Here is a 22,378-nt window from a genome sequence, read left to right as displayed (position 1 = left end):
CGGCGGTCAGGCCACGACCGCGCCGCGCAGCACGACCCGGCGGGGCGCGCGCAGCACCGCCACGTCCTCGCGCGGGTCGGCTTCGTACACCACCAGGTCGGCGGACGCGCCCTCGGTCAGGCCCTCGCGGCCCAGCCACCTGCGCGCGCCCCAGGTCGCCGCGGACAGCGCGGCGGTCACCGGCAGCCCGGCGCGGACGAGTTCCGCCACCTCGTCGGCGATCAGCCCGTGCGGCAGCCCGCCGCCGGCGTCCGTGCCGGCGAAGACCGCGATGCCCGCGTCGTAGGCGTTGCGCACGGTGTCGTGGCGCCGGGCGTGCAGCCGCTGCAGGTGGTGCGCCCACCGCGGGTACTTCGCGGCGCCGGCGGCCGCGATCTGCGGGAACGTCGCGATGTTGACCAGGGTCGGCACGATCGCCACACCGTGCTCGGCGAACAGCGGGATGGTCGCGTCGGTCAGGCCGGTGGCGTGCTCGATGCAGTCGATCCCGGCGGTGACCAGGTCGGCCAGCGAGTCCTCGGCGAAGCAGTGCGCGGTGACCCGCGCGCCCTCCTGGTGCGCGGCGGCGATCGCCTCGGCCAGCGCGTCCCTGGGCCAGCACGCGGCCAGGTCGCCCGCGTCGCGGTCGATCCAGTCGCCGACCAGCTTGACCCAGCCGTCGCCGCGCCGCGCCTCCTGCCGCGCGTACGCGGCGAGGTCACCGGGCTCGATCTCGTGGGCGTAGTTGCGGATGTACCGGCGGGTGCGGGCGATGTGGCGGCCGGCCCTGATGATCCGGGGCAGGTCGTCGCGCGTGTCGACCCAGCGGGTGTCGCCGGGCGTCCCCGCGTCGCGGGCAAGCAGCATCCCGGCCTCGCGCTCGGTGAGCGCCTGCTTCTCCGTGGTGTCGCGGTCGACGGCGCCGTGCGCGTCCAGGCCGATGTGGCAGTGCGCGTCGACCAGGCCGGGCAGCACCCAGCCGTCGACCGTCACGTCGGGCGCGGCGGCGGGCCGGGTGTAGGTGATCCGCCCGCCGACGACCCACAGTTCGTCGTGGACGTCCTCGGGCCCGGCCAGGACACGGCCCCTGATGTGCAACACCTCGCGTTCAGCCATGCACCGCACTGTACGAGGCGCCGGTTAGGGTCGGGGCGTACGGCCCTGATCTTCCCGAGGAGCACCACTGTGTCCGCTGCTGCGTCCCCCGCGTCGTCGCACCCCCATGCCGGCCTGCTCGGCCTGCCGCCGCTGACCGCCGCGGACTTCGCGGCCATCGAGCGGCGGGTGGCGTCGCTGCTCTCCACCCGGCAGGACGTCGTGATCATGCAGGGCGAGGCCCTGCTGCCGCTGGAGGCGTGCATCCGCGGTGCGGCCCGGCCTGGTTCCACCGCGCTCAACGTGGTGACCGGCCCCTACGGCAACACCTTCGGCGGCTGGCTGCGGGACGCCGGGGCGAAGGTGGTGGACCTCGCCGTCCCGTTCGACTCGGCGGTCTCCGCGGAGCAGGTCGCGCAGGCGCTGCGCGAGCACCCGGAGATCGACTTCGTGTCGCTGGTGCACGCAGAGGCCGCGACCGGCAACACCAATCCGGTCGCGGAGATCGGCGAGGCGGTGCGGGGCAGCGGCGCGCTGTTCATGCTGGACGCGGTGGCGTCCGTCGCGGCCGAGCCGCTGCTGCCCGACGCGTGGGGCGTGGACCTCTGCGTGATCGGCGGGCAGAAGGCGATGGGCGGGCCCGCCGGGGTGTCCGCGGTCGCCGTCAGCGAGCGGGCGTGGGAGCGGATCGCCGCCAACGAGGCGGCGCCGCGCCGCTCCTACCTGTCGCTGCTGGACTGGAAGGAGCGGTGGATCGACGGGGGCCGGCGCACCCTGCTGCACGCGCCGGCGCAGCTGGAGATGCTGGCGCTGGACGCGTGCCTGGCCCGCATCGAGGCGGAGGGGCTCGACGCGGTGACGGCCCGGCACCGGGCCGCGGCCGCGGCGGCCCGCGAGGGCGCGCTGGACCTGGGCCTGGCCCCGTTCGTCACCGAGGCCGCCCATGCGGCGCCGGTCGCCACCACCATCCGCACGCCCCAGGGCATGCATGCCGCCGAGCTCGTCGCTGCCGCTCTGGCCGCCGACCCCACCGCGCCCCTCGCCCCGGGCGGCGGCGCCCTGGCCGCGGACATGCTCCGCATCAACCACTACGGCCCCGACGCCACTTCCTCGGCTGTCACCCGCTCCCTGACGGCTCTCTCCGCCGCTCTCCACCGCTAGGGCCCCCTCGGGACCCCGACCAGCCACCGTCCGGTCGCCCGGAGCGCCCCGTGACTCCCCGCGGCGCCCGGCCCGACTGACCGCGCCCTTTCCCCGCGCCCCTGCGGCTTCCGGGCTGCCCCGGGGGTAGGTTGCCGGGTGCGGATCCGTTGTGGCTTGTCGCGCAGTTCCCCGCGCCCCTGCGGGATCTGGGCAGCCCCCGGAGGTGCTTTGCCGTCTGCGATGTGCATGGGTGGCTCGGCGCGGAGTTCCCCGCGCTCCTGGGAGCATCGCCCCTCCGGGGCGGGGGTCGGGGGTGCCCCCGAATGGTGCGCTGCCGGGTGCGGACCGGCTGTGGCTGGGCGCGGAGTTCCCCGCACTCCTGGAGCATCGCCCCTCCGGGGCGGGGGTCGGGGGTGCCCCCGGGCCGCCGTTGCCGGGTGAACCGTACGTGGTGGCTGGTCGCGGAGTTCCCCGCGCCCCTTGGGTGCACCCGGTGGGCAGGGAAGCCCAGGCCACTACCTCCCGCAGACGGGGGCCGGCCCGGGAGGGGACGGTGCGGGAGTGTCCCCGCAGGAACTGTGCATGCGCCCGGCCCACCCCACGGACAAAGGTGCACGCACAGTTCCGAGGAGACACTCCCGTGGCGGCCCCGACCCCACCCACCGAACGTGCACCGCCAGGGGCGCGAGGTCCCCCAGCGCTTCGCCTGGGAGGTGCCCCCAGCGCGCGCAACCCGCCACCGGGCGGTGGTCCGGGGACGGCGCCGGCCACCCCACCCGGCCGGTCCCCCCGGCGGACAGGGGAGCGGAAATTCGGGGGCCCGGCCCGCGTCGGGTGCATAGGGTCACAGGGTGAGCCAGGACCGCGACGTCGTGAACGTCATCGATGTGGAAGCGACCTGCTGGGACGGGCAACCGCCCGCCGGCTCGGCGAGCGAGATCATCGAGATCGGCCTGACCCCCGTCGACCTGGCGTCAGGCCGCCGGCTCAGCCGGCACTCGATCCTCGTCCGCCCCGCCCACTCAGCGGTCAGCGCCTTCTGCACGGAACTGACCGGCCTGGCCCAGGCCGAGGTGGACCGCGGCGTGCCCTTCGCCGAAGCGTGCCGGATCCTGGCCGACGAGCACGGCGCGGGCCGCCACCCGTGGGCGAGCTGGGGCGACTACGACCGCCATCAGTTCACCCGGCAGTGCCGGGCCGAGAACGTGGCCTACCCGTTCGGCCTCCCGGCCGACCGCACCCACACCAACGCGAAGGCCGTGTTCACCACCGCCTACGGGCTGCGCAAGCGGCCGGGGATGAAGCAGGCGCTGGAGATCGCCGGGCTGCCGCTGGAAGGGCGCCACCACCGTGGCGTGGACGACGCCTGGAACATCGCCGCCCTCGTCCTCGACCTCCTGGAGCGCGCCGCATGGCCCCGGGCGGGCGGCCACGCCGCCTGACGCGCCGGCCGCCCCCGCGGGAAGATGCGGGAAGCGGCACACCGCGGCCCGGGAGCCGCCCGCGCTACTCCCGGACGCCGTCCACCCGGCGCGGCAGGCCGAGCGGGTTGCCGTCGCGCAGCTCGGGCGGCAGGAGCGCGGGCGGGGTGTCCTGGTAGGCGACCGGCCGCAGCCAGCGCTCGATGGCGGTGGCGCCCACCGAGGTGGACGTCGAGGTGGTGGCCGGGTAGGGGCCGCCGTGGTGCTGCGCGCCGGTCACGGCGACGCCGGTGGGCCAGCCGTTGACCAGGACCCGGCCGGCCAGCGCGGTGAGCCGGCGCAGCAGGTCCGCGGCCGGGCCGCCGTCCTCGCCGGCCTCCGCCGCGCCGAGGTGGGCGGTCGCCGTGAGGTTGCCGGGCAGCCGGTCCAGCACCGCGTCGAGCGCGGCGGCGTCCGCGTACCGCACGATCACCGTGAGCGGCCCGAAGCACTCCTCCAGCAGCAGGTCGGAGGCCCCCTGCTCGGTGAGGTCGGCCGCGTCGACGACGACGTACCCGGCGCGCACGTCCTGGCCCGCGCCCTCGGCGTCCGCGTCCTCGCCCGCCCCCGGCGTGACGGGCGCGGTGACGCCGGGCAGGGCCACGCGGGCGGCGGCGCCCTTGAGGAAGTTCTCCCGCATGCGGGAGTCGAGCAGCACCCCGGCGGCGGCCTGGCGGGCGGCGCCGGTCAGCGCGGCCACGAGCTGGTCGCCGCCGGCGCCCGCGGGCGCCAGGACCAGGCCGGGCTTGGTGCAGAACTGCCCGTTGCCCAGGGTGAAGGAGCCGGCCAGCCCGGTGCCGATCTGCTCGGCCCGTTCCGCGGCCGCCGCCTCGGTGACCACGACCGGGTTGAGGCTGCCCAGCTCGCCGTGGAAGGGGATCGGCCGGGGCCGGGCGGCGGCCGCGTCGAACAGCGCCCGCCCGCCGGGGATGGACCCGGTGAAGCCGGCCGCGGCGACCAGCGGGTGGCGCACCAGGTCGACGCCCGCCTGGAAGCCGTGCAGCAGCACCACGGTGTCGGCGGGCAGTCCCGCGTCGACGGCGGCCCGCCGCAGCACGTCCGCGCACAGCTCGGAGGTGGCCGGGTGGTCGGGGTGCGCCTTGACGACGACGGGGCAGCCGGCGGCCAGCGCGCTGGCGGTGTCGCCGCCGGGCACGGAGAAGGCGAGCGGGAAGTTGCTGGCGGCGTAGACGGCGACGACGCCCAGGGGGATCTTGTAGCGCCGCAGGTCGGGCCGCGGGATGGGCACCGCCTGCGGATCCGGGTGGTCGATGATCACGTCGAGGAACGCGCCCTCCTCGACGACCTCGGCGAAGGTTCGCAACTGGAAGGCGGTGCGGGCCAGTTCGCCGGTGAGGCGGGGCGTGCCGAGGGCGGTCTCGGCGTCGGCGGCGGCGATGATCGCATCGGCCGAGTCCTCCAGGAGCGCCGCGGCGCCGCGCAGTAGCCGGGCGCGTGCGGCGCGGTCGGCGAGCGCGGGCAGTGCGGCCGCGGCCGCCCGCACCGCGGCGTCCACCTGCTCCGGGGTGGCCTCGGTGGCGACGGGACCGTCACCGGCCCGCTGCTTCCCGGTTCGGGGGTCGACGCTCCAGACTGGTACTGCCACCGGAATTACCTCCATCTGTCCACGCCTGCGACCTGTGACGGTACGGTCGGGGTGACCGACCAGGGGGTGAGCGCGGCCCGCTGCGGACGCTGCACCGCCGTGCGTGCCTGCTGCCGCCGCTTCCGCCGCCGTACCGCACCCACACGGTCCGCGGTTTTCTGTACTGTTTTCTATACTGAACGACGTCTTCACATGTGAACCTATCCCGGGAGCCTACGTCCGTGCCTCCCAGGCGAACAAGAGGGGTCTGACGCGATGGCTGCTGCCGAGGGAGCGGGTTCCCAGGTCAAGTCCGCGGTCCGCACGGTGGAACTGCTGGAGTTCTTCGCGAACAGCCCCGGCATGCACAGCCTGGCCGCCGTGCAGGAGTCCGTGGGCTATCCCAAGTCCAGCCTGTACATGCTGCTGCGCACCCTGGTGGAACTGGGCTGGATCGAGACCGACGCCACCGGTACGCGGTACGGCATCGGGGTGCGCGCGCTGCTGGTCGGCACCTCGTACATCGACGGCGACGAGGTGGTGGCCGCCGCCCGGCCGACGCTGGACCGGCTGTCCGACGACACCAGCGAGACCATCCACCTCGCGCGGCTGGACGGCACCAACGTGGTGTACCTGGCGACCCGGCAGTCGCAGCACTACCTGCGGCCGTTCACCCGGGTCGGCCGCCGGCTGCCGGCCCACTCCACGTCGCTGGGCAAGGCGCTGCTGGCCACGTACACCGACGAGCAGGTGCGCAAGATGCTGCCGGAGACGCTGGAGCCGCTCACCGAGCACACCCACACCGACCGCGAGAAGCTCATCGAGGAGCTGGCCCAGATCCGCGAGCAGGGGTACGCGGTGGACCGCGAGGAGAACACCCTGGGACTGCGCTGCTTCGGCATCGCGATCCCCTACCGGACGCCCGCGCGGGACGCGGTGAGCTGCTCGGTGCCGGTCGCCCGGCTCACTCCGGGGCACGAGCAGATGATCAAGGACACCCTGTTCGACGCCCGGGACCGGCTCCTTCTGGCCACCCGCCGCCTGTAGCCCGCGCCCGGTGCGTAGGGTCGGTGGCATGGCCACCGACCGCGGTCGCGCACCGCACAACGAAGCCCGCACGCCGTCCGACCCCGAGCTGCACGCGCGGCGCGCCTCGTCCTTCGGCGCCGAGGCCGCCGCGTACGCCGAGCACCGGCCCGACTACCCGCGAGAGGGCGTGCGTTGGGCGCTGGCACCGGTCCTGCCCGCACCGGACGCCGCCCTGGACGTGCTCGACCTGGGCGCCGGCACCGGCAAGCTCACCGGCGTGCTGACCGACCTCGGCCACCGGGTGACCGCGGTGGAGCCCGACCCGGGGATGCTCGCCGAGCTGCGCGTCCGGTTCCCCGGGGTCACCGCGCAGGCCGGGGGCGCGGAGGACATCCCGCTGCCGGACGCCTCGGTCGACGCGGTGCTCGTCGGGCAGGCCTTCCACTGGTTCGACCAGGACAGGGCACTGCCGGAGATCGCCCGCGTGCTGCGGCCCGGCGGTGTGCTCGCCGCGCTGTGGAACGGCGACGACGACCGGGTGGAGTGGATCGCCGAGCTGGGCCGGATCTCCGGCAGCCGGGTGTCGTTCGTGGACTGGCCGTCGAGCCACGGGATCGGCGCGCACCCGGCGTTCTCCCCGGTGGAGGGCACCCAGATCCCGCACCAGCACCGGCGGACCGCCGAGTCGCTGGTGGCCAACGTCGCCACGCACTCCAGGCTCCTCGTGCTGGAGCCCGCCGAGCGCGAGCAGGTCCTCGGCCGGGTCCGGGACCACCTGGCCGCCCGGCCGGAGACCTCCGGCGGTGCCTTCGACTTCCCGATGGTCACCCTGGTGGAGCGCTGCGTGCGTAGCGCCGCCTGACACCGCGCACACCCGCCCCTGGCACCGGCGCGGGTCACTGCCCGCAACCCCGCGGCCACCTCGGCGAATTCGCTGATTCCCGACCTCTGCCCAGGCCGTTTCCCCGCTGCTACGCTCACGCCGCGCCGTGGCGGGGAGGTCCGGGCAGGAAGAGGTGACCGTGGGCACTGTCGGCGACGACGAAACGGCGGCGTTCCACGCGTTCTTCGAACGTCACTATGCCGAACTCGCCCGCCTCGCCCATCTGTTGACCGGTGAGGCGGACGCGGCGGACGATCTCGCGGCCGACGCGCTGGTGGCGCTGTGGCGCCACTGGGACCGGGTGCGGGGCGCCGAGAACCCGGTCGCCTACGCCCGCGGCGTGGTGGCCAACCTGGCCCGCTCGCGCATCCGCAGCGCGGTCCGCGAGCGGCGGCGGATCGCGCTGTTCTGGTCCCATCGCAGCGAGCATGTCGACGGCCCGGACGTGCCGGCGGTGCTGGACCTGCGCGAGGCGCTGCAGCGGCTGCCGTTCCGCAAGCGTGCGTGCGTGGTGCTGCGGCACGCCTTCGACCTGTCCGAGCGCGACACCGCGGCGGCGCTGGGCATCTCGGTGGGCACCGTGAAGAGCCAGACCTCGCGCGGCGTCGCGGAGTTGGAGCGCCTGCTGGCACCGCGGACGGCCGAGCCCGATACGGTTCCGGCGGGACCGCGCGCGGGGGCACAGGACCCCGGCGCGGCACGGATCCTGGGGGCGCCCGCCCAGCCGGCGCGTGCCGGTACACGGACGGGACGGGGAGTGTGATGGCCGAACTGCCGGAGCGGTTGCGGGAGGCGGCCGTCGCGCACCGGCCCGACCGGGAGCGCATGCTGGCCCGCGTGGAGCGGGCGATGGCCGCTCCGGACGCGGACGCCGACGCGGGGCCGCACGAGCACCCGGCGGCGCGGGACCGCCCGCCGGCGCCGTGGATGCGGGTGACGGCGGTGGCCGCCGCGGTCGCCGGGGCCGTGGGCCTGGGCGGTCTGGCGGTGGGCGCGGTCACCGGCAGCGGCACCCCGGGGCAGAGCGTGGTGTCACCGGCCGGCAACGGCGGCGGCAGCCCTCCGGCGATCGGTTCGGGGACCGCGGGGACGGCGACCAGCCGCCCGCACTCCCCCGGCCGCCAGGGCACCACCGCGCCGGCGCAGCCGAACCCGGGCGGCGGGCACAGCCCCGGGCGCGCCACGGTGACACCGGGCTCCGGCGCATCGGACGGCCCGGCGGACACGGCGGTCCCGCCCGCCGGCACCGGCGGCTCCGACGGCTCGCCGTCGTCGTCCGCGTCCGGCCCGGCCAATGGCGTGTCGTCGGTGGGCACGATCGACTCCAGCAGCAACGGCTACTGGACGCAGACCGACGTCCGGCTGACCGTCACCACGGAACTGACCGAGCTCACCGTGGAGTTGAGGATCGCCAGGACGGCCGGGGTGAGCAGCACCGGCTCCTTCGACTCGGCGTCCGGGCAGACCAGCGCCTCGGTCACCGTCGAGGGGGCCGACCTGGTCTACCGGTGGCAGCTCAACCCCGGGCAGGCGCTGGCCCCGGGCACGTACACGTTCGCGGGCCAGTTCAACCACGCGCAGGGCGACCGCGACACCAGCGGCGACCGGTACACCGCGGTGGCCAACGGACCGGGCGGGCCGGCCACGCTCGGCGGCGATTACTGACCCGCGCGGGCGCACCACCGGGACCGGCCGGCGACCGGGCCCGGCGCCCCGCCGGCCTGCGGCGGCCGGCGCTCGGCCCGGCCGGCAACCGGAAGAACGGCCGGACCGCGCGGACCGGCAACACGATTGCCGGGAAAGCGGGTGACCCCGGGCTACCGCCTGGTAACGTCCCGGGAAAATTGCCCGTTGCCACGGCAACCTCCTGAGTCCCGGTGGCGACTTGGGTATGCACGGCCCTCCCGCCCCAGCGGGAGGGTGGCACCCCGGGGCGCGGCGGTACCCCCATGATCGCCGCTCCCCGGGTGCCAGGCCCTTGCCGGCCCCGCCGACCAGCCCACGGCAACCCACCCTGGCCTGCGGCTCGTTCGGGCCGGGCCGGCCGGAGGCACGACTCGGCTCCGTGTCCGTCCGGCGCCCGGTCGGGGCCCGTTCAGCCCCCGGTCAGCACCTGCCGCACCGCCGCCAGGTCAGCGTCCGAGGCCAGTCCCGCGTGGTACAGGCGGAGTTGGTTGGCCCCCAGCTCCGCGGCGTGCGCGGCGTCGGCGGCGAGGCCGGCGGGACGGCCGCCCATTCCGGCGACGACGGTGAAGTTGGCGGCCAGCACGGTGTCCTGCCGGGCGTGCGGGACGGTCGGGCCGAGCATCGCCTCGCGCACCTCCGGGCCGCCGGTGCACGGCAGCACCAGCCCGTCGACGTGGCCGAGGATGTGGGCGGGCTCCACACCGGCGTTGGCGCCCCAGTGGTACGGCGCCGGGTCGGCGTGCATCAGCACCTGGAATCCCGGCGGCGCGGCGGCGCGTACCGCGGCGACGGCCTGCTCCTGGAGCGAACGGGCCTGCTGCGTACGCCAGTTCAGGGCCAGAGCGGCAGGCTCCGCGCCGAGCAGCTCCTCCACGGCCGCCGGGCCCGCGGCCGTACTCCCCCGCACCCACGCGGGTTCGAGCGCCCGGCGCACCTCGGCCGCAAGCCGGTCGGGGTCGGCGCCGAGTCCCCGGTAGCCGTCGCGGCAGTGCGCGCAGAAGCACAGCGACATCAGGTACTGCGCCGCGTCGCCGAGCGGCACACCGCCGATCTTGTCGTGCGCGTGCAGGTGCGCGAGCCCGTACCAGCCCAGGGACTCCAGTTCGGTGCCGTGGGCGCCCGGCCGGACCGCGGCCTCGGCCGCGAGGTCCAGCAGGTAGCGGCGCACTCCGGGGTGGGCGATGCACGGCGCCCACGGGTAGCGGTCACCGTAGGCGTTGACCACGGTGGTGTCCGGATGCTCCTCGCCCATACGCGAGTTGTGGGCGAGCACCACCCAGGTGTGCACGTCGAGCCCGGCCGCGTCCAGGGCCGCGGCCGCCGTGCCGAACGCGTCCGGGCCCTCGGCCCAGGCGCCGGCCGGCCGCGGGCGCAACTCCCGCCCCTGCCAGAGCTGTTCGCCGGGCGGGTAGAGCACGGCGGCGTACTCGGCGGTGACGACGCGGTGCCGCGGGTGGCGCGGGGTCAGCGCCCGCGTGGAGTGGTAGGCGGAGGCGAGGGTGACCTGGCGGACCCCCAGGTCCGCGACGCGGGCCGCGGCGGCGGGGTCGCCTACGACGTCCCACGGGTACAGGAACGCGGAGGCCTTCAGGGCCGAGGTCTTCGCGTCGGGCATCTTCACGTCGGGGGTCCTCGCGTCGGAGGGGGCCGCGGCCGGGGGCTGCGGGTCCTGGTGCTGCGGGGCGGGGTTCGGGTGGGTCATGGCGGCGTCCGGCCTTGCGCCGGCGGTCAGTTGTCGCCGAGCAGGGCCAGGCCGCGCTCGATGAGTTCGCCGAGTTCCTTGACGTGCGCGGGCGTCGGTTCCGACAGCGGCGGCCGGACCTCGCCGACCTCCAGGCCGCGCATCCGCACCCCGGCCTTGACCAGGGAGACCGCGTAGCCGCGGCCCTGGTTGCGCAGGTCGACCAGCGGCCGGTAGAAGCCGTCCAGCAGCCGGTTGACGGTGGCGTCGTCGCCGCGGACGAGCGCCCGGTGGAAGGCGAGCGCGATCTCGGGCGAGAACGCGTACACGGCCGAGGAGTAGAGGGAGACGCCGATGCCGCGGTAGGCCAGGCCGGTGAGTTCGGCGGTGGGCAGGCCGTTGAAGTACAGGAAGTCGCGGCCGGGCAGCGCACTGCGGACCGCGCTGATGATCCGCTGCATCAGGTCGAGGTCGCCGAGGCCGTCCTTGAGGCCGATGATGTTGGGGACCTGGGCGAGCGCGACGACGGTCTCGGGGGCGAAGACCGCGTTGTCACGCTGGTAGACGATGATGTCCAGGCCGGTGCCCTCGGCGAGCGCGGTGTAGTGGCGCAGCAGGCCCCGCTGGTCGGCGACCACCAGGTAGGGCGGCATGGCCAGCAGGCCGTCGGCGCCGGCCTGTTCGGCGATCCGGGCGTACTGCAGGGCCAGCGCGGTGCCGTAGCCGGCGCCGGCCACCACCGGGACCCGCCCGGCGGCCTCCTCGACGGCGGCCGCGACGCACGCGCCGAACTCCTCGGGCGACAGCGCGTGGAACTCACCCGTGCCGCAGCAGGCGAAGACGGCCGCCGCACCAGCCTCCACCCCCGCCCGCACATGCGCGCGGAAGGCGTCGAGGTCGAGGCCGCCGTCCTGGCCGAAGGCCGTCACGGGGAAGAACAGCAGGCCGTCGAGACGCTCGGCGAGCGCGGGTGAGGTCATCGTGGTCCCCTCTGCCTGAGGCGCAGGATGTGCGCCCATCTGATCCACGTCCATATTCGTGAACGCTGCCACGCTAGGCGAGGTGCCCGGCGCGGGTCAAGCCGACGAACGGCCCCCACAACGCGATTCACTCGTGCCCCACTTGTCTACGTACATGAACTGCATCCATGGATATACTCGGCGGGTCGTCCGGCACCGAGGAGGCCCCAGAATGCCCGCTCCCCGCACCGTCCTGCTCACCGGCGCCGCCGGCGGGCTCGGCACCCTGATGCGCGGCCTGCTGCCGTCGTACGGCTACGACCTGCGGCTGTTCGACGTCCGGCCGATCCCGGACGAGCCCGGCGCGATCGTCGCCGACCTGGGCGACCGCGACGCGCTGCGCGAGGCCGTGCGCGGCGCCGACGCCGTGCTGCACCTGGCCGGCATCTCGCTGGAGTCCACGTTCGACAAGGTGCTGCGCGCCAACGTCGAGGGCACCCACAACCTCTACGAGGCCGCCCGCGAGGAGGGGGTGCGCCGGGTCGTCTTCGCGTCCAGCAACCACGTGGTCGGCTTCACCCCGCGCCCGCGGGGGGAGTACCCGCTGCCGCAGGAGGCGCTGATCCCGATCACCGCGCCGCGCCGCCCCGACACCTTCTACGGGCTCTCCAAGTGCTACGGCGAGGACCTCGCCCAGCTCTACGCCGACCTGCACGGCATCGACACCGTCTCGGTGCGCATCGGATCCTGCTTCCCCGAGCCGACCACCGTGCGGATGCTGTCGGTGTGGATGAGCCCGGGCGACGGCGCGCGGCTGTTCCATGCCGCGCTCACCGCCGACGTCACCGGCCACACCGTCGTCTACGGCTCCTCGGCCAACACCCGGCTGTGGTGGGACCTGTCGGGGGCGCGGGCGCTGGGCTACGAGCCGCAGGACGACTCCGAGCCGTTCGCCGCCGCGCTGGTCGCCGCGCAGGGCGAACTCGACCCGGACGACCCCGCGCACGCCCACCTCGGCGGCGTGTTCTGCACCACCCCGCCCATCTGGCCGTACTGACGGCTCCGGCGCCGGCCCGCGCGCCCGCCGATCCGGCGCCGCCGCCTGCCGCGCGCGCCGTCCTGCGCGCCGGGCGCCCGCGCCGTCTGCTACCAATGACCCCGGCGGGGCTGGCCCGCGGAAGTGGGGTGCACGGTGGCCGCAGAGCGGGCGTACCGGGGGTTCGTGGTGCGGCGGCCGGCCGACCGGCCGGAGGCCGCGGTGCTGGTGCTGCACGGCGGCGCGGAGCACGGCCTGCGGCCGCCGACCCTGCTCAACGCGCCCTCCTGGCGGATGCGGCCGTTCACCAGGGCCCTGGACCGCGCGGCCGGTACGCGGGCGCTGCTGGTCGCCGAGGTGCGCTACCGGCACCGCGGCTGGAACGGCGAGCGGGCCGACGCGGCGAAGGACGCGGAGGCCGCGGTCGCGGAGCTGGCGGAGGTCACCGGCGGCGTCCCGACCGTCCTGCTCGGGCACTCGATGGGCGGCCGGGCGGCGCTGCGGGCCGCGGGGGCCGGCGGGGTCGCCGGCGTCGTGGCCCTCGCGCCCTGGTGCCCGCCCGGCGAGCCGGTGGCCCATCTCGCGGGCCGGCGGCTGGTGTTCGTGCACGCCGCGGCGGACCGCATCACCTCGCCCCGCGAGTCGCTCGCCCTGGCCGGGCGGGCCCGCGCGGCCGGCGCGCAGGTCTGCCGCTACGAACTGGCCCGCGGCGACCACGCCATGGTCCGGGAGGCCTCGGTGTGGCACTCGCTGACCGCCGACTCGGTGGGCGCGCTGCTCGGGTTCACCCCGCTGCCGGCCGAGACCGCCGCCGCGTTCGACCTGCCCACCGCGGCCACCGAGGGCCTGTCCCTGCCGGTGCGCGGCTCGGCGCTGCGCGCCTCCTGGACCTGACGAGGCCGCCCGTCACCCGTCCGCGCGGGTCATGGAACCGTAAAGCCGGGCCGGACGTTTACCCGGGCATGACCGCAATGACGCCTGGCTCGAATGTGCCGCTGTCCGTGCCGCGGGTGACGGTGGAGGTCACCGCCCCCGTGCGGCTCGACGTCTCGGGCCTGCTCCTCGCCGCCGACGGCAAGGTGCGCTCCGACGACGACTTCGTCTTCTACAACCAGCCCCAGGGGCCCGGCGTGTCGCACCGCTCGGGCGGTGGCTCCGCCCCCGACGCGATCACCGTCGACACCGACGGGGTACCGCCCGAGATCGAGAAGATCGTCGTCACGGCGAGCATCGACGGCGGCGGGGCGTTCGCCGGCACGACGCCCACCGCCACGGTCAGGGGCGCGGGCGACGGCGCGGAGATCGCCACCTTCGCCCCCAGCGGGCTCGGCCCCGAGACGGCCCTGATCGTCGTCGAGGTCTACCGGCGCGGCGGCGCGTGGAAGGTCCGCGCCGTGGGCCAGGGCTACGCCGACGGCCTGGCCGGGATCGCCACCGACTTCGGGGTGTCGGTGGAGGAACCCGCGGCGCCCGCAAGCCAGGCCGCACCCGCCGCACTCGCGGCCCCGCCCGCTCCCCCGGCGCCGCCGCTGCCGGCCACCGTTCCGCCGCCGCCCCCGGCCGCGTTCCCGCCGCCGGGCGGCCCCGCCCCGACCGGACCCGCGGCCACCCACCTGCCGCCGCCGCCCGCGTCGGCACCGGCCGCCCCGCCGGCGCCCGCGGCGCCCCCGGCGCCGGGCCGGATCAACCTCGACAAGGGCCGCGTCAACCTGCGCAAGAACGAGACGGTGTCCCTGGTCAAGGGCGGCCGGCCGCTGCTGACGGCGGTCCGCATGGGCCTGGGCTGGGAGCCGGCGTTCGGCGGCCGCGCCATCGACCTGGACGCCTCGGTCATCGCCTACGGCCCGCAGCGCAACGCCATCGCCACCTGCTACTTCGGCAAGCTCAAGGTGCTCAAGGGCGCGATCGAGCACTCCGGCGACAACCTGACCGGCCAGGGCTCGGGGGACGACGAGTCGATCACCGTCCACCTGGGCAACCTGCCGCCGGAGGTCACCGGGCTGGTGTTCACCGTCAACTCCTACTCCGGCCAGAAGTTCAACAAGGTCGCCAAGGCGTACTGCCGTCTGCTGGACGCCGGCAGCGGCGAGGAACTGGTCCGCTTCGACCTCACCAACGGCGAGGCCCGCACCGGGGTGCTCATGGCCAAGCTGATCAAGCAGTACTCGGGCGAGTGGGAGATGACCGCCCTCGGCACCTTCGTGGACTCCCGCACCGCCCGCGGCATGGAAAAGCCGGGCGCCGCCGCGCTCTGACCCGAAGCAGGTCGGGCAGCCGACCCCTGACCGCGGAGTGACCCGGGCACCGAACACAGGGTGCACGGGCCTTCGCCTGCCAACGATGACGGGCCCCTCCCTACGATGAGGGCTTCTGCCGGAGGGCGGAAGGCCCCCCAGGCCGCAGACGAGGTGGCGGCTGCCGTCGACAAGCTCGCCGACGACGGCCCCACCCTGGGACGCCCACTCGCAGACCGCATCCACGGTTCACGGCACCACCACATGAAGGAGCTGCGACCACGCACCAGCGGCACCAGCGAGACCCGCATGCTGTTCGCCTTCGATCCTGAACGCCAGGCTCTGGTCCTCGTCGCCGGCGACAAGCAGGGAGCCTGGGAGTCGTGGTACACAACCAATATCCCCATCGCAGATGATCGCTTCGACGCCCATCTGCGAAGACTGAAGGAGCAGAAGCCATGAGGTCCTGGAAGGAGATCCGGCCCGAGGTCGTGACCGACCTGGGCCGGGTGGCCGAGCACCGCAAGAAGCTCGACGCGGAGGTCCGCGCATATCGGCTTGCCGAGATCCGCAAGGAGCAGGACCTCACGCAGTCCGAGGTCGCGCAGATCATTGGCATCACGCAGCCGAACGTGTCCCGCCTCGAGAAGGGTGAGATCGACGCTGCCGCCCTGTCGACGATTCGCGCCTACGTGGAAGCACTGGGCGGCAGCCTGCGCATGGTGGCCGACTTCGGCGATCGCCAGCTGCTCATTCAGTGATCGATGACACCACGCCCCCGGTCTCTGCGATCGGGGGCTTCGTCATGTTTCGGGCAGCGCGTCTGCAGCTGGCGGTGAACTCCCTGCCGCGGGCGCGTCCACAACGGCCCGGCCCCGTAAGGGGGTCGGGCCGTCGGTGTGTCCGGGGCGGGGCGGCACACCTGGGGCTGTCATGTTCACCTAATTTTCACCGCTGACATCTACCCGCATAGACCCGGGGCCGGGACGCTGGTCGAGCACTGCCGTACCACCACGACCCCTAGTCACGGGAGCGCTCAGCCATGCCCAAATACCGTCTCCTGCACCGCATATGCGCCGTCATCGGCTCGGCCCTGCTCGCGATGACGGCGCTGCTCCTCGGCAGCGGCACCGCACAGGCCGCGCTGCCCACCCCCATCGCGGCGTCCACCGCCCGCAGCTACCTGTCCGGGATGGCGGCCACGCCCGAGAGCCACGCCTCCACCTATGACCGCAGCCTCTTCCCGACCTGGATCACCATCTCGGGCACCTGCGACACCCGCGAGTACGTGATCAAGCGCGACGGCACCAGCGTGGTGACCGACAGCTCCTGCAAGGCCACCTCGGGCCACTGGAGCAGCCCGTACGACGGCGTGACCACCACCAGCGCGTCGACCTTCGACATCGACCACCTGGTCCCGCTGTCCGAGGCGTGGGACTCCGGCGCCTGGTCGTGGACGACCGCGCAGCGCCAGGCGTTCGCCAACGACGTGACCCGCCCGCAGCTCCTCGCGGTGTCCGCGTCCTCGAACCGCTCCAAGGGTGACAGGGACCCGGCCGAGTGGCTGCCGCAGGCGTCCTACCAGTGCACCTATGCCCGCGCCTGGGTGCAGGTGAAGCACTACTACGGGCTGAGCGTGGACAGCACGGAGAAGTCGGCGCTGTCCTCCCTCCTCAGCGGCTGCTGAATCGTTCCGCCCGAGCGGGACCACGGACGTCCGGCCGCCCTGGTGAAGCTGGCCCCGGGGCGGCCGGACCGCGTCAGCATGCCCTCCAGCAGGTACAGGTGACCAAGCTCGGGGTCGACCACCACGGCCTCGTGCGCGTACCGGCCCAGCGCCTTGACCGGCTTCGGGTGGCGAACGGGAGCCGCCCAGCTCGTGGTTGTTCACCGGCAGGGTGGCGCCGCGCTGCCCGGGGAACGCGGCGGTGCCGTCGTCGTTGGACGGCGTGGACTCGCCGGACTCCAGCGTGGTGGTGCCCGGGCGGGTGACGACCCGCCAGCAGGCCGACCGGGTCGTCGACCAACGGCCCCTACCCCGGGGCGTGCTGGTCCTTGCGGCCCTCCGCCTGCGGCGCGCTCACGGCGACGGCGCCGCGGGCGAACCCGCCCCCCCCGTCGCTGGTCGCGCAGTTCCCCGCGCCCCTTCGGTATCCGGGGTGCCCCCTGGGCGCCGCTGCCGTCTGCGACATGCATCGTGGCTGGGCGCGGAGTTCCCCGCGCTCCTGGAGCATCGCCCCTCCGGGGCGGGGGTCCGGGGTGCCCCCGGGGGTGCGTTGCCGGGTGCGCGGTGCCTGGATGGCTGGTCGCGCAGTTCCCCGCGCCCCTACGGGGTGACCCCCGTCCCCATCCCTCCCGCAGACGGGGGCCGGCCCGGGAGGGGACGGTGCGGGAGTGTCCCCGCAGGAACTGTGCATCCCCCCGGCCCACTTCACGGAAAAAGGTGCACGCACAGTTCCGAGGAGACACTCCCGTGGCGGCCCCGACCCCACCCACCGAACGTGCACCGCCAGGGGCGCGAGGAACTGCGCGACCAGCCACGACGGACCGTTCGCCGGGAGCGGCGGCCAAGGGGCACCCCGGATACCGAGGGCGGGACGGGAACGGGCGGGGGTGGTCCGCCCATGGGGCGGGGTAGCTCAGAGGGCGGAGGAGCCTAGCGAGAAGTGCGGGAACGAGCCTTGAAAGCTGCCTTACGCGCATCCTTCGCCGCACCCCGATCCGGATGCAGCCGCCCCATCGCCTCGAGCACGTCCGCCGTCGCGGGATGGTCCACCCGCCACGCCGCCTCGAAGAAGCCGTCATGCCGCGCGACCAGGTCGCGAACCAGTTCGCGCAACAGCTCCGGCGACTCCTCCGCGTCCGCGCCGAGCTGCGCCGCCACCGTGTCGATGGTCAGCCAGAAGACCATCGCCGCATCGGGAGCGGGCACGTCCGCCGCGCCGCGCTCCGCGAGCCACACCCGGGCGAGCCCGCCGAGCTCGCGGTCGTCCAGCACCTCCCGCAGAGCGGGTTCGGCGGCCGGGCCGAGCATCGCCAGGGCCTGCTGGGCCATCAGACGGCGCCGCGGCGCCTCCTCGTCACCGCCGCGCCCGGCAGCGAGCAGCTCCCGTGCCGCGTCGGCCTGTTCGCGCCCCGCGAGCCACAACTCGGCCTCGGCACGCGCCGCGTGATCGGGGAATCCGCCGAGCGCGGCCAGCAGCTCGGCCGCCGGCTGTTCGGCCAGATCGCCGAGCGCGGGCGCCTCCGCCCCGGAGTCGTTGAGCCGCTCGCGCATGCCGTGCACGCCGAGCGGGGTGAGGCGGACCATGCCGTAGCGGGAGATCTCCTCGGCGTCCAGGTCCTCCGCGTCGCCGGGGCCCTCCTCGCCCTCCTCCTCGATGAGCGCCTCATCGACGGGCTGGTACTCCAGCAACCCCGTGGGGGCGAGCAGCCGGAAGTGGTCGTCCAGCCGCATCATGACCTCGGTGACCTCCTCCAGCACCGCGTCGCTGGGCTGCTCCATCTCGTCGGGCACGACGAGCGACGCGGCCAGCACCGGCAGCGGCACCGCGCCGGGCTCCGTCGGCCCTTCGGCCGTGTCCATGGCCATCAGCGCGTAGAGGTTGGCGAGCGCCATGTCGAGGAACTCGGCCTCCTCCTCGGGGTCCCAGTCCGCCTCGTCCAGCAGCACCTGGTCGCCGTCGTCCAGCACGTCGCGCAGGCCGTCGTAGTCGGGTGCGGCGGCCTCGGCCAGCGCGGACTCGGCGGCTGCCAGCCACAGGTCGAGGATCTCGTGCGGGTCGCCCTTGCCGACCCGGTCCAGCGTCTCGCCCGGGAAGGCGCGGCCCGCGGCCTCGCCGGGCTGCGTGGCCTCGGCGGCGGTCTCGGGGATCTCCAGGGACACCAGCCCGGTGTCGACGGCGACGTCCCAGGCCTGGGCGGTCCAGGCGAGCCCGTCCTCCACCACCTCGTCGCCGTCCGCGTCCACCAGCCCCAACTCGACTGCGGCCAGCGCCAGATCGTCGTCGAGCAGCTCTCCCATGGCGTCGACCTCGCGGTGCGGCGCGGCCCACCTGGCCAGCCGCAGCGCCCGCTCCAGCAGGGGCGCGGCCAGCGCCAGTTGTGCCAGGTCGTCCGCGGGAAGCAGCCGGACGGGCGGCAGGACGAGAGGACTTGCGGACATCGGACGTGCTCCCATTCGGCGTTCTTCCGGGGACTTGGGGGTGCGACGGCGTCACGGCGCCGTGCACGGCCGGCACGGTGCCTGCGGGCGGTGCGCAGGCGTGCCCGTGGTCCAGGGTATTGCCTCGGCGGGTCCGTCCGGTCGCGACCGCGCGTACAGGACACGGCCGGCTCGTGCATTCCGGCCGTCCTCGGGGCGTCGCGGACGGCCGGCGACCGGTGCCGCGGGCCGTGGCCGCGCCCCCCGGGCGGGCCGGCGGACGCTCAGCGCACGCCGTCCCACAGGGCCCGTTCGGCCGCCCCCGGGTCGTCGAGCAGGCGCGGCACGGCCCGGTCGGGACCGCCGAAGCGCAGGGTCGCGCGCCGTTCGGGCGTGTAGGCGGGCCACCCGGGGTCGTCGCCGGTGGCGAAGGCGACCCAGGCCGCGTGCATGGCGTCGGCGAGTGCCTGCGGGGCGGGGTCGGGGCCGAGCAGACCGCCGGCGGTACCGAGCGTGTCGAAAACGAACGGGACGTCGCTGCCGTGGCAGGCACCGAGCCTGCCGTCGCAGGCGGAGGAGGGCCAGCCGAACTCGTAGACGTGGGCCCGGCGTGCCGCCTCGGCGAGCCGCAGGGCGGGGACGCGGAAGAACCAGTCGGTGAGGATCGCGGACATGAGGTCGCCGGGGCCCGCTCCGGGGCGGGCGGCCGCGTAGACGGGCAGCGCCGTGTCCGGGTCGAGGCCGTAGCGGGCGGCGGTCTGCCGCAGCCGTGCCGTGGTCACCCGGTCGACCACGCCGGTGGGCACGGTGAACAGGCGGTACTCCTCGGTGGTGCTGCCGACGAGCAGCGGGACGCCGGGGTCTGTCGCGGCCCGCAGGGCGGCCGGGTCGTCCGCGATCGGAGCGAACGGGAGCATGGTCAGCGCCGTCTCGCCCCACAGCGCGGGGTCGGCGCCCGCGGCGGCCTCGGCGCGCAGCAGGGTCTGCGCCGGTCCCAGGGCGGCCGCCGGCAGCGCGGCGAACGCCGCCGCGGTGGGCTCGATCTCCAGCATCGCGGCGAAACGGGCGGTGATCCGGCGGGCGGTGGCGGGCGTCACGGTCATGCCGTGGGCGCCGCTCTGCAGGATCGCCCGGTGGAACAGCCCGCGGGCGGCGGGCGCGGCCAGCAGGAAGGCGACGCTCATCGCGCCCGCGGACTCGCCTGCGACCGTGACGCGGTCCGGATCGCCGCCGAAGGCCGCGATGTTGTCCCGCACCCAGCGCAGGGCGGCGATCTGGTCGAGCACGCCGCGGTTGTCCGGCGCGCCCTCCAGGGCCAGGTAACCGTCCGTCCCCAGGCGGTAGTTGGCGGTGACGCAGACCACGCCGTCGCGGGCGAAGGCCGTGCCGTCGTGGGAGGGCACCGCGCCGGAGCCGTTGACGAACGCGCCGCCGTGCAGCCACACCATCACCGGCGCCCGGCCGACGGCCGACGGCGTCCACACGTTGAGGTTGAGGCAGTCCTCGCCCGCCACGGACGGCTCGGGCAGCAGGGCGTCGAACGGCGGCGCGTAGCCGCCCTTGGGCGCGGTGGGCCCGAAGGCGGTCGCGTCGCGCACGCCGTCCCAGGCGGGCGCGGGCTGCGGGGCGGTGAAGCGGCGCGGGCCGAACGGCGGTGCCGCGTAAGGGATTCCGCGGAACACCTCGATCCCGTGCGGCCCTTGGACGCCGCGTACCCGCCCCTGTCGGGTGACGCCCTCTGGTGCTGCCATCTGCCGCGGCTCCTCCCACCGGCCGGATCCCCGCGGCCGCACGCTACCGCCGCGCGCCGCCGCCGGGGAGGGGCCGGGGCGGCCCCGCCGGCCGGGGTCCGGGCGGCCGGGGCCCGGGCGGCCGGGGTCCGGGCGGCCGAGGCAGTCAGTTCGGCCGGCGCCGAACGGGCGAGCCGCGGCACGTCGTGCCCGAACGGTCCGATGGGACGACGGGAGGCCCGAACGGCCGGACCACGACGGCCGGCCCGCGGCGGGTCAGCGCCCCGGGCCGTGCGCGGCCATCGCCCGCCCCATCCTGGCGAGGGCCTCGCGCAGGATGCCGGGCGAGGTGCCGAAGTTGAGTCGGACGCAGCCGGCGCCGCCGGTGCCGAAGACGTGTCCGGAGCTGAGCGCGACCCGGGCCTCGTCGAGGAACATCCGCGCCGGTCCCGCCAGGTCGCTGACGACGCCGGGCCCGTCCATGGGCGTCTCCTCGTGCAGGCCGAGCCCGGTGCAGTCCAGCCAGGCCAGGTAGGTGCCCTGCGGCGGGACGTACCCGACGCCGGGCAGGTGCTCCTCGATCAGGCTGCCGAGCAGGGTCCGGTTGGCGTCCAGCCCGGCGAGCAGCGCGTCGAGCCAGCCGGTGCCGTCGCGGAACGCCGCGGTGTGGGTGAGGATCCCGACGTGGCTGGGGCCGTGGCCGACCTCCTCGGGCATGCGGCTCAGGTCCGCGGCGGCCTCGGTGCCGGCGACGGCGACGGCCGCCTTGAGGCCGGCGAGGTTCCACGCCTTCGACGCGGACGTGAGGGCGAAGCCGTTCTCGGCGCCGGGCACGCTCAGGAACGGGGTGAAGCGGGCGCCGGCCAGCACCAGCGGCGCGTGGATCTCGTCGGCGACGACCCGGACGCCGTGCCGGCGGGCGAGCGCGGCGACCGCCTCGAGTTCGGCGGGCGTGTGGACGACGCCGGTCGGGTTGTGCGGGTTGCTGATCAGGAATGCCGCCCGCCGGCCGCCGCGGCGGGCGCGGGCGAACGCCTCGTCGAGCGCGTCGAGGTCCAGGCGCAGGGCGGGGCCGAGCGGAGCCTCGACGACCTCCCGGCCGCTGTGCGCGACGAACGCGTAGAACGGCGGGTAGACGGGCGGGCACACCACGACCGCGTCGCCGGGGCCGGTCACGAGCCTGAGCACCTCGACGATCCCCATCATCACGTCGGGCACGATCGCGGTGTGCTCCACGCGCAGGCCGTCCCAGCCCCAGCGGTCGGCGGCGAACGCGGCGAGGGCCTCGGCGTAGGCGGTGCCGTACGGGTAGCCGGTGTCCCCGAGGTCGGCGATCCGGTGCAGGGTCTCCACGACGGCCGGGGCGAGCGGCACGTCCATCTCGGCCACCCACAGCGGGAGGACGTCCGCGGGGTGGGCGTGCCACTTCATGCTGCTGCGCCTGCGCAACTGCTCCAGCGACAGCTGCACCAGCGGGTCGGTCCGCCCGCGGTCGGCCGCCGCGGGCGGGATCTCGGGCACGGCGGGTGCGGGGTGGCCGCCGGGTCCCTGGCGGCCGGAGGGTGCGTGGTGCTCGGGTTCGCTCACGCGCTGCTCCCCTTTCTGCGCTTCTGCGGTTCTGCGGTTCTGCGGTTCTGCGGTTCTGCTGCTCTGCGTGCGGCGGCTCTGTCCGGGCCCCGGGTTGCGGGTCCCGGGGCACGGCCCCGGCTCGCGGGTCCCTGGTCCGGATCACCG

The 22,378-nt window shown here is 75.3% G+C and carries 19 protein-coding genes; 12 read left to right on the top strand and 7 right to left on the bottom strand.

Features of this window, described 5'->3' with window-relative positions:
* Positions 1-6: 6 nt before the first annotated feature.
* Positions 7-1,095, bottom strand: a complete 1,089-nt coding sequence (locus ACH4TG_RS03540; RefSeq protein WP_398240298.1) for an amidohydrolase family protein — start codon at positions 1,093-1,095, stop codon at positions 7-9.
* Between the two features lie 69 nt (positions 1,096-1,164).
* Here ACH4TG_RS03540 and ACH4TG_RS03535 point away from each other — a divergent pair, with 69 nt between their 5' ends.
* Both ACH4TG_RS03535 and ACH4TG_RS03530 read left to right on the top strand, forming a co-directional pair.
* Positions 1,165-2,235 (top strand): pyridoxal-phosphate-dependent aminotransferase family protein, encoded by a 1,071-nt coding sequence (locus ACH4TG_RS03535; RefSeq protein WP_398240296.1) that lies wholly within the window; start codon positions 1,165-1,167, stop codon positions 2,233-2,235.
* Positions 2,236-3,068: 833 nt separating this feature from the next.
* Positions 3,069-3,659 carry an exonuclease domain-containing protein gene (locus ACH4TG_RS03530; protein ID WP_398240294.1) on the top strand — a complete coding sequence of 197 codons (591 nt, stop codon included), beginning with the start codon at positions 3,069-3,071 and terminating at the stop codon, positions 3,657-3,659.
* 64 nt (positions 3,660-3,723) lie between these two features.
* Here the strand turns inward: ACH4TG_RS03530 and ACH4TG_RS03525 are convergent, their stop codons facing one another.
* Positions 3,724-5,283 (bottom strand): aldehyde dehydrogenase (NADP(+)), encoded by a 1,560-nt coding sequence (locus ACH4TG_RS03525; RefSeq protein ID WP_398240292.1) that lies wholly within the window; start codon positions 5,281-5,283, stop codon positions 3,724-3,726.
* A gap of 255 nt (positions 5,284-5,538) precedes the next feature.
* Here ACH4TG_RS03525 and ACH4TG_RS03520 point away from each other — a divergent pair, with 255 nt between their 5' ends.
* The 4 genes from ACH4TG_RS03520 to ACH4TG_RS03505 all read left to right on the top strand — a co-directional run bounded on the left by ACH4TG_RS03520 (position 5,539) and on the right by ACH4TG_RS03505 (position 8,839).
* Positions 5,539-6,309 (top strand): IclR family transcriptional regulator, encoded by a 771-nt coding sequence (locus ACH4TG_RS03520; protein WP_398240290.1) that lies wholly within the window; start codon positions 5,539-5,541, stop codon positions 6,307-6,309.
* Between the two features lie 28 nt (positions 6,310-6,337).
* Positions 6,338-7,153, top strand: a complete 816-nt coding sequence (locus ACH4TG_RS03515; protein WP_398240288.1) for a class I SAM-dependent methyltransferase — start codon at positions 6,338-6,340, stop codon at positions 7,151-7,153.
* A gap of 160 nt (positions 7,154-7,313) precedes the next feature.
* The gene (locus tag ACH4TG_RS03510; RefSeq protein ID WP_398240286.1) at positions 7,314-7,937 is read left to right on the top strand and encodes a SigE family RNA polymerase sigma factor; all 624 of its coding nucleotides are present in this window, start codon (positions 7,314-7,316) and stop codon (positions 7,935-7,937) included.
* A complete protein-coding gene (locus ACH4TG_RS03505; protein WP_398240285.1) occupies positions 7,937-8,839 on the top strand; it encodes a hypothetical protein in 903 nt (300 codons plus the stop codon). The genes ACH4TG_RS03510 and ACH4TG_RS03505 overlap by 1 nt, the downstream gene beginning before the upstream one ends.
* A 430-nt stretch (positions 8,840-9,269) precedes the next feature.
* Here the strand turns inward: ACH4TG_RS03505 and ACH4TG_RS03500 are convergent, their stop codons facing one another.
* Together ACH4TG_RS03500 and ACH4TG_RS03495 are read right to left on the bottom strand one after the other, a co-directional pair.
* The gene (locus ACH4TG_RS03500; protein ID WP_398240497.1) at positions 9,270-10,451 is read right to left on the bottom strand and encodes a hypothetical protein; all 1,182 of its coding nucleotides are present in this window, start codon (positions 10,449-10,451) and stop codon (positions 9,270-9,272) included.
* Between the two features lie 137 nt (positions 10,452-10,588).
* Positions 10,589-11,521, bottom strand: coding sequence for a 5-dehydro-4-deoxyglucarate dehydratase (locus ACH4TG_RS03495; RefSeq protein ID WP_398240283.1), 933 nt, complete (start codon positions 11,519-11,521; stop codon positions 10,589-10,591).
* 211 nt (positions 11,522-11,732) lie between these two features.
* Between ACH4TG_RS03495 and ACH4TG_RS03490 the strand changes: the two genes are divergently transcribed.
* From ACH4TG_RS03490 to ACH4TG_RS03465, 6 genes are all read left to right on the top strand, one after another.
* Positions 11,733-12,557 (top strand): NAD-dependent epimerase/dehydratase family protein, encoded by an 825-nt coding sequence (locus ACH4TG_RS03490; protein ID WP_398240281.1) that lies wholly within the window; start codon positions 11,733-11,735, stop codon positions 12,555-12,557.
* Between the two features lie 135 nt (positions 12,558-12,692).
* Positions 12,693-13,430, top strand: a complete 738-nt coding sequence (locus tag ACH4TG_RS03485; RefSeq protein ID WP_398240280.1) for an alpha/beta fold hydrolase — start codon at positions 12,693-12,695, stop codon at positions 13,428-13,430.
* A 77-nt stretch (positions 13,431-13,507) separates the two neighbouring features.
* A complete protein-coding gene (locus tag ACH4TG_RS03480; protein ID WP_398240495.1) occupies positions 13,508-14,791 on the top strand; it encodes a TerD family protein in 1,284 nt (427 codons plus the stop codon).
* 105 nt (positions 14,792-14,896) lie between these two features.
* A complete protein-coding gene (locus tag ACH4TG_RS03475) occupies positions 14,897-15,232 on the top strand; it encodes a type II toxin-antitoxin system RelE/ParE family toxin (protein ID WP_398240278.1) in 336 nt (111 codons plus the stop codon).
* Positions 15,229-15,531, top strand: a complete 303-nt coding sequence (locus tag ACH4TG_RS03470) for an XRE family transcriptional regulator (protein ID WP_398240276.1) — start codon at positions 15,229-15,231, stop codon at positions 15,529-15,531. Before ACH4TG_RS03475 ends, ACH4TG_RS03470 begins: the two co-directional genes overlap by 4 nt.
* Before the next feature lie 281 nt (positions 15,532-15,812).
* On the top strand, positions 15,813-16,457 hold the full coding sequence (locus ACH4TG_RS03465) for an HNH endonuclease family protein (RefSeq protein ID WP_398240274.1): 645 nt from the start codon (positions 15,813-15,815) through the stop codon (positions 16,455-16,457).
* A gap of 969 nt (positions 16,458-17,426) precedes the next feature.
* Here ACH4TG_RS03465 and ACH4TG_RS03460 read toward each other — a convergent pair.
* The 3 genes from ACH4TG_RS03460 to ACH4TG_RS03450 all read right to left on the bottom strand — a co-directional run bounded on the left by ACH4TG_RS03460 (position 17,427) and on the right by ACH4TG_RS03450 (position 22,165).
* Entirely contained in the window at positions 17,427-18,935 is a 1,509-nt protein-coding gene (locus tag ACH4TG_RS03460) for a hypothetical protein (protein WP_398240272.1), read from the bottom strand.
* A gap of 263 nt (positions 18,936-19,198) precedes the next feature.
* Complete coding sequence (locus tag ACH4TG_RS03455; protein ID WP_398240271.1) at positions 19,199-20,665, bottom strand: carboxylesterase/lipase family protein; 1,467 nt, start codon at positions 20,663-20,665, stop codon at positions 19,199-19,201.
* A 255-nt stretch (positions 20,666-20,920) separates the two neighbouring features.
* Positions 20,921-22,165, bottom strand: coding sequence for a MalY/PatB family protein (locus tag ACH4TG_RS03450; RefSeq protein ID WP_398240493.1), 1,245 nt, complete (start codon positions 22,163-22,165; stop codon positions 20,921-20,923).
* Between the last annotated feature and the right edge of the window lie 213 nt (positions 22,166-22,378).

Source organism: Streptomyces sp. NPDC020917 (assembly GCF_044333795.1).
Taxonomy (GTDB): domain Bacteria; phylum Actinomycetota; class Actinomycetes; order Streptomycetales; family Streptomycetaceae; genus Actinacidiphila.
The sequence above is the reverse complement of the archived record's forward strand: the minus strand, read 5'-3'. Positions and strand labels throughout refer to the sequence as shown.

Coding starts and splice junctions, on each gene's coding strand:
- ACH4TG_RS03540 (WP_398240298.1), bottom strand. CDS start 1,095: ATGGCTGAACGCGAGGTGTTGCACATCAGGGGCCGTGTCCTGGCCGGG.
- ACH4TG_RS03520 (WP_398240290.1), top strand. CDS start 5,539: ATGGCTGCTGCCGAGGGAGCGGGTTCCCAGGTCAAGTCCGCGGTCCGC.
- ACH4TG_RS03515 (WP_398240288.1), top strand. CDS start 6,338: ATGGCCACCGACCGCGGTCGCGCACCGCACAACGAAGCCCGCACGCCG.
- ACH4TG_RS03505 (WP_398240285.1), top strand. CDS start 7,937: ATGGCCGAACTGCCGGAGCGGTTGCGGGAGGCGGCCGTCGCGCACCGG.
- ACH4TG_RS03495 (WP_398240283.1), bottom strand. CDS start 11,521: ATGACCTCACCCGCGCTCGCCGAGCGTCTCGACGGCCTGCTGTTCTTC.
- ACH4TG_RS03490 (WP_398240281.1), top strand. CDS start 11,733: ATGCCCGCTCCCCGCACCGTCCTGCTCACCGGCGCCGCCGGCGGGCTC.
- ACH4TG_RS03480 (WP_398240495.1), top strand. CDS start 13,508: ATGACGCCTGGCTCGAATGTGCCGCTGTCCGTGCCGCGGGTGACGGTG.
- ACH4TG_RS03475 (WP_398240278.1), top strand. CDS start 14,897: ATGAGGGCTTCTGCCGGAGGGCGGAAGGCCCCCCAGGCCGCAGACGAG.
- ACH4TG_RS03470 (WP_398240276.1), top strand. CDS start 15,229: ATGAGGTCCTGGAAGGAGATCCGGCCCGAGGTCGTGACCGACCTGGGC.
- ACH4TG_RS03465 (WP_398240274.1), top strand. CDS start 15,813: ATGCCCAAATACCGTCTCCTGCACCGCATATGCGCCGTCATCGGCTCG.
- ACH4TG_RS03460 (WP_398240272.1), bottom strand. CDS start 18,935: ATGTCCGCAAGTCCTCTCGTCCTGCCGCCCGTCCGGCTGCTTCCCGCG.
- ACH4TG_RS03455 (WP_398240271.1), bottom strand. CDS start 20,665: ATGGCAGCACCAGAGGGCGTCACCCGACAGGGGCGGGTACGCGGCGTC.